We start from the raw sequence: 6524 nt of genomic DNA on the forward strand, positions 1-6524 counted from the left end.
AAGAATTCCTCCATGGACAGGCTTGCGCCTGCCGCCGGGTCATCCCTTCTCATTATTTCCCACAGGTCAAAGCCGGCGCCGACGGCAAAGGGAGCGGCAAAGCTGGTGCCGCTCTTGACTACATAGGCATCATCACTGTGAGAAGAGGCCAGGTTGACGTTTGTTCCGTAGAACACAATGTCCGGCTTGACGTATCCTTCTTTGGTCGGCCCTCTTGACGAGTACTGCGATATCCCGAAGGGTGAAACATCCACCGCGCCCACCGCCCATACCTCTGGATCGCAGGCGGGGCATACGATTGTCTCGGCCCCGGGGCCGCCGTTACCCGCCGCGGCAACGATGGGCATTCTCCAGCCCGCCCACTTCTCGTGAGACGCGATCACCGCCCGGCAGGCGACCCTTAGCGGGTCATCAGGATCGCCGTCATCCGGAGCGCCGAAGGACAGGTTGACAGCAGTAATGGTTTCCGGGTCGGTCCATATCTCCGCCAATTGCCGATCCTTGTTTTCCTCATAAGCCTGGTCAACCAACCTAACCACTTCGTTGAGACCAAGGATGACATTTTCCTCACTACCCTCTCCGTTATCGTCCAGAACCTTGATGTTCATCAGGTATACCCCCGGGCTGATCCCCTGGTCCTGGTACTCAGCCACCTGCCCTCCGCTCAAGGCATAAGCGACTCCGGTACCGTGGTCAAAGACATCTTCGACGGTGGGTGAGTCGCTGAAGTTTTTCTCATAGAGGACCTTACCCTTGAGGCCCCGGTGCGTTTTCCTTATGCCGCTATCCAGTATCGCGCAGGTTCCACCGTAACCGTTTATCGGCGGGTCAAAGGCCGTGCAAACCTGGTACCAGTATGGTGCGGTGCTGCCCACCAGAGCGCCGTAGGTCGACTGGACCTCTCCGATCGCTTCCTGCCCCGGCATTAGCTTCTCGGGAGCGGCAATCTGCAGGGCGTCGGTGTATTTTGTGGACACCCCCTTGATGAGCTTAACGACGAGGCCCGGCGACTGGGCCAGCTTTTGCGCGGCAGCGGGATCAAGGGTGCAGAATACCTGCCCCAGAAGGGGAGCGTAATTTATTTCTTTACCCCCGTACTGTCGGGCCAGGCTTTCCAGTTCAGCTAACGGTCTCCCCTTGGATATCAATGCGTATCTATTCACTCTTGTCCCCCTTTTTACGGATTAATTTGGCAAAGACCATACCGCCGACAGAGATGGCGCAAGCACCGCCAGTAATGACGACATAACCCATATCAGCGCCCATCATGAGTTCAATGGCAAGGCCGACACCGATCAGGCTGCAGCCGACCGCCTCCAGAGCTATGGCCAGTTGTTTCCCCAGTCCCCGGTAAAGCATTGCTTACTTTTCCACCTCCGGCTTTTTCCTGAAATAGAATTGGATGATCAGGGTTACCCAGGCGGCTACCCCGGATATGCCGAACTCAGAAAGGTCAATCCTTCCGGCGGCATGAAGCACGATCAGGCTAAATGCCCCGGCCAGTGATAGTATCGCCACCAGTAACCTTTCTTTACTGCTTCCCATTACTTATGCACCCCCCATATGACGAAGTCCGTCTTCAAATAGCAGTCCGGGCACACTATCCCCGATTTTTGAACATCAACCTCTTCTTCGAAAGGAACCACCTTGGCCACGTTCGCTACCAAATCCGCCTGCTCAAAGCCATCGACCGAGACCGAGTTGTACTCCTCATCGCTGATGGTTTCCCCGTTTTGCTCCTTGATCAGCGTGTCTTCGGTATGCGTTAAAACCCGGTAGCGGGTTTTCTTTTCTCTAACCATGAAATCCAGCGCGATCACATAGTCCGCGTTGGTGTTATCGGGGGAACTTATCTCTCTACCGCATCGGTTGCAGCGTATTATCATCACTTCTCCTCATGTTTTCATTAGGAACGCTAAAGAATAGTAAGCCGGCATATTCTGGTGAGTGCTGCCGGAACCAGTACTGCCAGTGTTCTGAGTGATAGCATTCTGCCATACTCTGTTGGCACCCAGGTCACACGACTTTTCTGTCTGCCGGTACGTATAGGTATGAGTATGTGCCGCCAGCTGAGCTACCGTTAACGAAACAGTATCAGCACCCCCGGTACTGCCCGGGTTGGTGCCGGCAGTAGCTACTTGCCTGATGAACTTTGCCAGCAGGTTAGGTGTTGAGTTGTTACCGTCGCAGATAACCCAGCCGGAAGGTATACTGGCGATAGTCCCGCTCCACATGGCGATTAAGCCCGAAGGCACCCCGGGGGCCGCGGCATAAGACGGGTCAGCACCAGCTCCCTGGGCGGTCAGCACCTGCCCTGAGGTTCCGTCCGGCATCCGGGACATGCCGAAACGACCGCTGCTAATCTGCGCGGCATCAAGCCCAACCTCATCGGCGCCTCCGGACTGGTGCCGGGCGGCGTGGTCTCGGTCATGGTGATCGTCAACTCCGATACTGGCCAGGTCGCTGTGCCGATGGGCGTTAGCCGGTCCGGAAAGTGCGCCGTGATGGCTGGCATCAAGCGTCGATTGCCACGACCAGCCGAGAGGGCCACCGATAATCAGGCTGTTACCGTCCCTCTTCAAAATCCAGTTGAGGAGATTAAGACTCGGTCTGAGCAGAAGTCCCTTTACCAGCTTCAACCCTATCCTCCTTTAGCGGCTACTGCCCTCTGATGTGTCGCCCAGTGAAAATGCGCCTGGAAGGTCATCGGATCCAGGCTGGAGAAGCCGCAGTCCTCACAGTAAAGGCCGAGCTCCTTCGCTCTTTCCAGTGCTTCTTCGTGACACTGGCAGGGGCAGCGAGTGGCATCCGGAGAAAGCTCGAAGATGTTGCCGCACTCGCATCTGTAGAGAGGTAGTCCGTTAGATCCTATCGTGCCGATGAATCCCATCATTTACCCCCTTCTGACTTGATGAGAGTATCAATGGTGCGTATTCTCTCTTCAAGCGGTATTCTCTGCTGGCGTAACTCAGCCAGTTTCTCTTCATACTGCTCCCTGACTTTAGCCGCTTCCCGATCGATAGCCTCCGTTTGCTCAAGAAGCTCGATCTTTCTTGATTTCAGTTCATCAATGAGTGCCATCTTAAACCTCCTTGCTACGAGCTTAGCCCGAGCTGAACCAGCTCAAAGGCAGCCGTGCTGTTTTTCATTACCTGCTTGATGATGCCCTTATCCCCACCGCCGGGGGTCAGGTAGTAGAGCTTACCCTCGTTACCGGCAACCGCGGTGGGCTCATCACCTGGCGCCATGAGATGCATGGTCAGTGGCGCGGTGAGCGCTTCGCTGCCGTTTAAAGGGTAGAAGTCAGGGTCGTGCTTATCGTTGCCGTGGGTGCCTACCGCCGGGGCATCCGCCCAAGCTGGAACGCCGGCAGCCACGGTGAGCAGCTGTCCGGCGGTGCCAATACTCCGTCTCGTCCAGGCTCCTGCCGCTCCGCCGTAGATCAGGTCGCCTTCGGCGCCGGCAGCGTGGTCCAGGGTAGCGTCCATGGCATGTTGCCTAGTGTGAGAATCTGCGTGAAGACCACCGCCCCGGCTGCCGTGCTGGGTATCCGATATCTCGCCGGTATGATCGTCGGCGCTGTTTAGGGCATGCTGCCTGGCGTGGGAATCAGCGTGAAGGCCACCGCCCCGGCTGCCGTGGTGGGTATCATCGATGGCGGCATACCACTGCCAGGCGGTGGGGCCGCCCATGATCACAGAGTTACCCTTACGTCGTGAACCTTTATAGCCATTGAGCAACGTCTGTATGCCCGCAAACGCCTCCGGCTCAACACCCAGCAGCCAGGCCCGCAAACGAGTCATCAGGCCCGACTTGTGTTCATTTCTCTTTTCTTTAACATCGAACATGTTTCCTCCTCCTATGTGGTTACCCCGAGCAGCATACTTTCGAACGCTCCGGTACTGTTTTCGGCGATCATCCTAAGATCATTCGGTTGTCCGGCCGGATTTAATTGATGCCAAAGCAGGCCAACTCCTGCCGCTACAGGCTGGTACCCGGCGGCGGCAACCTCCGAGGCGCCGATCACTGGAACCGACCACGTCATCCGCCCAAGCGTTGCTATGATGACCACCAAGAAAACCATCATCATACCGACCATCATGACGTTATCGATCATCCGATCATCGTCAAGCTCATCTAGCGCTTCATCTAGCGTTACGATATCCCTAAGCTGTGCTGATTTACTCATGTCCCGCCTCCAGTTCGCCGGATACGTCCCGCATCATGGGTACCATCATGCCGAACATCATCATGATCATCATCAGGGGCATCATCTCGGCTATGATTCCCCATGAGCTTGTCGCCTGCTCTGCGACACTGGAAAAGAGGACTCCCTCCCTCTCGTCGATTACCTTGCCCTGGCTATCTTCAAATCTCACCTTGTAGGTCCACTCACCCTGCTCATCTAAGGGCCAAGCGCTCGGCACAGACGGAAACACGAAGGGGTGATACCAGGCTCCGAAAGAGAGTGCCCAGATGTAACCGCTGGGGAGCACGCTATCGCTATCCTCATACTTAACCGATCCGTCCGGTCCGTACAGCCAGACATAGCCCTTGGTGGTCTGTGTATGAAGAATCGTTTCGATGATCGTAGCGTGGTAGCTAATCCGGAAGTTTTCCCCTAAAGGCGCTCCCGATATCGGCACCGGTAATTCGCCGCTGGCAAGATTGGTCCAGTCGACATAGACCTGCTCTATGTAGCCGTTCAGGTCGGATGGCTCTCCGCTAGGAGGCTCTTCACCCTCAACCACATTAAAGGTATACGATTTCCTATCCACCTCTTGCTCTACTCCGTCATGCTCGGCCTTTAGAATTATCTCAACGGTGTGCTCCCCCAGAGCGGTCAATTCCTGGGCGGAGCAGCCAAGTACAGGGAACTTGAAGTGGTGATCGGTACCGTCAGCTCGTATTACCGTGTTGTCATCATAGTCGCTGAACGCCGTTACCCCGGAGGGTGACTTGACCGTGACCCAGCCGTGCATCGCCGCGTAGCAGCCGCAGAGATTACGACCGTCGAACTTCACCTCTATGGTGTTTCCGGCTGGTATCTGGGCGATTCCGTCTTCTAAGGATTGCCAGGTGCCACTGCACTGACAGATTTGAGGGTAGCGGATTTCGCCGTCATAACCGGCTCCGGGCGGCGGCTCTTCCTCGGGGGTACTAAATATGACAACCTGTGTCTTATAATCGAGCAGCTCTCCGGAAGAACTACTAGCCCTGAGTTCTATAGTAGCCTTCCAGACCCCGTAGGCATCTACCTGCCTGGCTGCGCTGGTTGGCTGGGGAAACTCGAAATTATGCGTACCCCCTGGCCCGGTATACCCCGTTTCCACGTCTTGATCCTGGTAGAAGAGTGACCCGTTGGGCCGATAGACTTTTACCGATCCCCATAGCGTCAGGTTTACATCGGATAGATTGCGCCCGGTGAACCCGATCCTGAAGTAGTTTCCATAGGGAATTTCCTGGGGAATGGCGCTGTATAATGATGCCGGGAAAGCTGAGCTGCCCCACTTAATTCTAATATTCTCTATGCGGCCGTCATATTGCTCGGGAGCCCCCAGTAAATCAACGGTAAATTCTTTCGTGTCATCCGCCCAATAGCCGATAGCACCACCCCCCGCGTCGAACATATAGGACACGGTAATAGTACCGGTTACACTCGCGCTTGGCATGTAGAAGCTCCTGTAGAACATACGGGTTGCCCCCGCTTCTACGATGTAATCCCCTCCCCTGGGTATCGGAACTCCGTTGTAGGCGCCGTGGACATTGCCGTAGACACCCTGGCTGGATATATTGGTCACCTGAATGGATAGCGCTACCCAGTCCCCTTCCTCAGCCGGGTTAGGATATGCGGTTATGCCATCAATTCTCAGATAGCTCGGCATGTCCAGTCTCCCTTCTCGACTTTTTAGCTAATTCACTCTCAAGACATCCCGTCATTTAATGCCCCCGTGCTGCCGCTATCCCGCTTACTATCTCCCTACCTGTCTCCACTCCCTTGACGATAATCTCTTTGGCCGATCCGGGTTCACGGGTAATATCCCGCATCAGGCCCATCATAAGCATGAAGAAAAACATGATGAACATCATGGGTATAATGGACATCATATCCAGGATGCCGGTGGGATAGATCTCATCACCGTAAGGCTCTACCGCCTGCGGGCTCTCCTGTGCTGCTATCCCCATTTTTACTGTCATATCACCTCTCCTCATAACGGAAAGGGCTGAACCATGTCGCATGGCTCAGCCCTTCGCAGTCAATAACCACCCTCAGACTCTACGTTCTCATAGAGCCTACCTGATATCCTACGCCGCTTTGTTAAAGCCGCATTATCACCTCACGTCAGGGTGGATTCCTTCTACTCGGAGCGAGCCCTCCCTGACTTAACCAACCAGAGGTCGGCCGATATAGCCGTAAAGCGCCAGAGTACAGTCCATATCCCCGGTCGCCGGAAGCGTCAAGTTGGTGGCGATTGCCGTGATCACAGCACCGGCAGGCAGCCTTAGAGCCACTGGTTTATTGG

At 55.4% G+C, this 6524-nt stretch carries 11 protein-coding genes; all 11 read right to left on the reverse strand.

Features of this window, described 5'->3' with window-relative positions:
• A partial coding sequence (locus PHI12_12660) for a S8 family serine peptidase (GenBank protein MDD5511642.1) occupies positions 1-1163 on the reverse strand: 1163 nt, incomplete at its 3' end.
• Positions 1156-1359 carry a histidine kinase gene (locus PHI12_12665; GenBank protein MDD5511643.1) on the reverse strand — a complete coding sequence of 68 codons (204 nt, stop codon included), beginning with the start codon at positions 1357-1359 and terminating at the stop codon, positions 1156-1158. The genes PHI12_12660 and PHI12_12665, both read right to left, overlap by 8 nt.
• 3 nt (positions 1360-1362) lie before the next feature.
• Positions 1363-1545: a hypothetical protein gene (locus tag PHI12_12670; protein ID MDD5511644.1), complete on the reverse strand. Its 183-nt coding sequence runs from the start codon at positions 1543-1545 to the stop codon at positions 1363-1365.
• Positions 1545-1886, reverse strand: coding sequence for a hypothetical protein (locus PHI12_12675; GenBank protein MDD5511645.1), 342 nt, complete (start codon positions 1884-1886; stop codon positions 1545-1547). Before PHI12_12675 ends, PHI12_12670 begins: the two co-directional genes overlap by 1 nt.
• A 9-nt stretch (positions 1887-1895) precedes the next feature.
• Positions 1896-2639, reverse strand: a complete 744-nt coding sequence (locus PHI12_12680; protein MDD5511646.1) for a hypothetical protein — start codon at positions 2637-2639, stop codon at positions 1896-1898.
• 2 nt (positions 2640-2641) lie between these two features.
• Positions 2642-2893: a hypothetical protein gene (locus PHI12_12685; protein MDD5511647.1), complete on the reverse strand. Its 252-nt coding sequence runs from the start codon at positions 2891-2893 to the stop codon at positions 2642-2644.
• Positions 2890-3081 (reverse strand): hypothetical protein, encoded by a 192-nt coding sequence (locus PHI12_12690; GenBank protein MDD5511648.1) that lies wholly within the window; start codon positions 3079-3081, stop codon positions 2890-2892. The genes PHI12_12685 and PHI12_12690 overlap by 4 nt, the downstream gene beginning before the upstream one ends.
• A 14-nt stretch (positions 3082-3095) precedes the next feature.
• Positions 3096-3848 (reverse strand): hypothetical protein, encoded by a 753-nt coding sequence (locus PHI12_12695; GenBank protein ID MDD5511649.1) that lies wholly within the window; start codon positions 3846-3848, stop codon positions 3096-3098.
• Between the two features lie 11 nt (positions 3849-3859).
• Complete coding sequence (locus PHI12_12700; protein ID MDD5511650.1) at positions 3860-4189, reverse strand: hypothetical protein; 330 nt, start codon at positions 4187-4189, stop codon at positions 3860-3862.
• On the reverse strand, positions 4182-5885 hold the full coding sequence (locus PHI12_12705) for a hypothetical protein (GenBank protein MDD5511651.1): 1704 nt from the start codon (positions 5883-5885) through the stop codon (positions 4182-4184). Before PHI12_12705 ends, PHI12_12700 begins: the two co-directional genes overlap by 8 nt.
• A 55-nt stretch (positions 5886-5940) precedes the next feature.
• Positions 5941-6198, reverse strand: coding sequence for a hypothetical protein (locus PHI12_12710; GenBank protein MDD5511652.1), 258 nt, complete (start codon positions 6196-6198; stop codon positions 5941-5943).
• Positions 6199-6524 lie beyond the last annotated feature (326 nt).

Source organism: Dehalococcoidales bacterium (assembly GCA_028716225.1).
Classification (GTDB): Bacteria; Chloroflexota; Dehalococcoidia; order Dehalococcoidales; family UBA5760; genus UBA5760.

What these genes read in the sequence shown, in the direction of transcription:
- PHI12_12685 (MDD5511647.1), bottom strand. Translation starts at nt 2,893, where the DNA reads ATGATGGGATTCATCGGCACGATAGGATCTAACGGACTACCTCTCTAC.
- PHI12_12670 (MDD5511644.1), bottom strand. Translation starts at nt 1,545, where the DNA reads ATGGGAAGCAGTAAAGAAAGGTTACTGGTGGCGATACTATCACTGGCC.
- PHI12_12690 (MDD5511648.1), bottom strand. Translation starts at nt 3,081, where the DNA reads ATGGCACTCATTGATGAACTGAAATCAAGAAAGATCGAGCTTCTTGAG.
- PHI12_12665 (MDD5511643.1), bottom strand. Translation starts at nt 1,359, where the DNA reads ATGCTTTACCGGGGACTGGGGAAACAACTGGCCATAGCTCTGGAGGCG.
- PHI12_12675 (MDD5511645.1), bottom strand. Translation starts at nt 1,886, where the DNA reads ATGATAATACGCTGCAACCGATGCGGTAGAGAGATAAGTTCCCCCGAT.
- PHI12_12700 (MDD5511650.1), bottom strand. Translation starts at nt 4,189, where the DNA reads ATGAGTAAATCAGCACAGCTTAGGGATATCGTAACGCTAGATGAAGCG.
- PHI12_12710 (MDD5511652.1), bottom strand. Translation starts at nt 6,198, where the DNA reads ATGACAGTAAAAATGGGGATAGCAGCACAGGAGAGCCCGCAGGCGGTA.
- PHI12_12705 (MDD5511651.1), bottom strand. Translation starts at nt 5,885, where the DNA reads ATGCCGAGCTATCTGAGAATTGATGGCATAACCGCATATCCTAACCCG.
- PHI12_12695 (MDD5511649.1), bottom strand. Translation starts at nt 3,848, where the DNA reads ATGTTCGATGTTAAAGAAAAGAGAAATGAACACAAGTCGGGCCTGATG.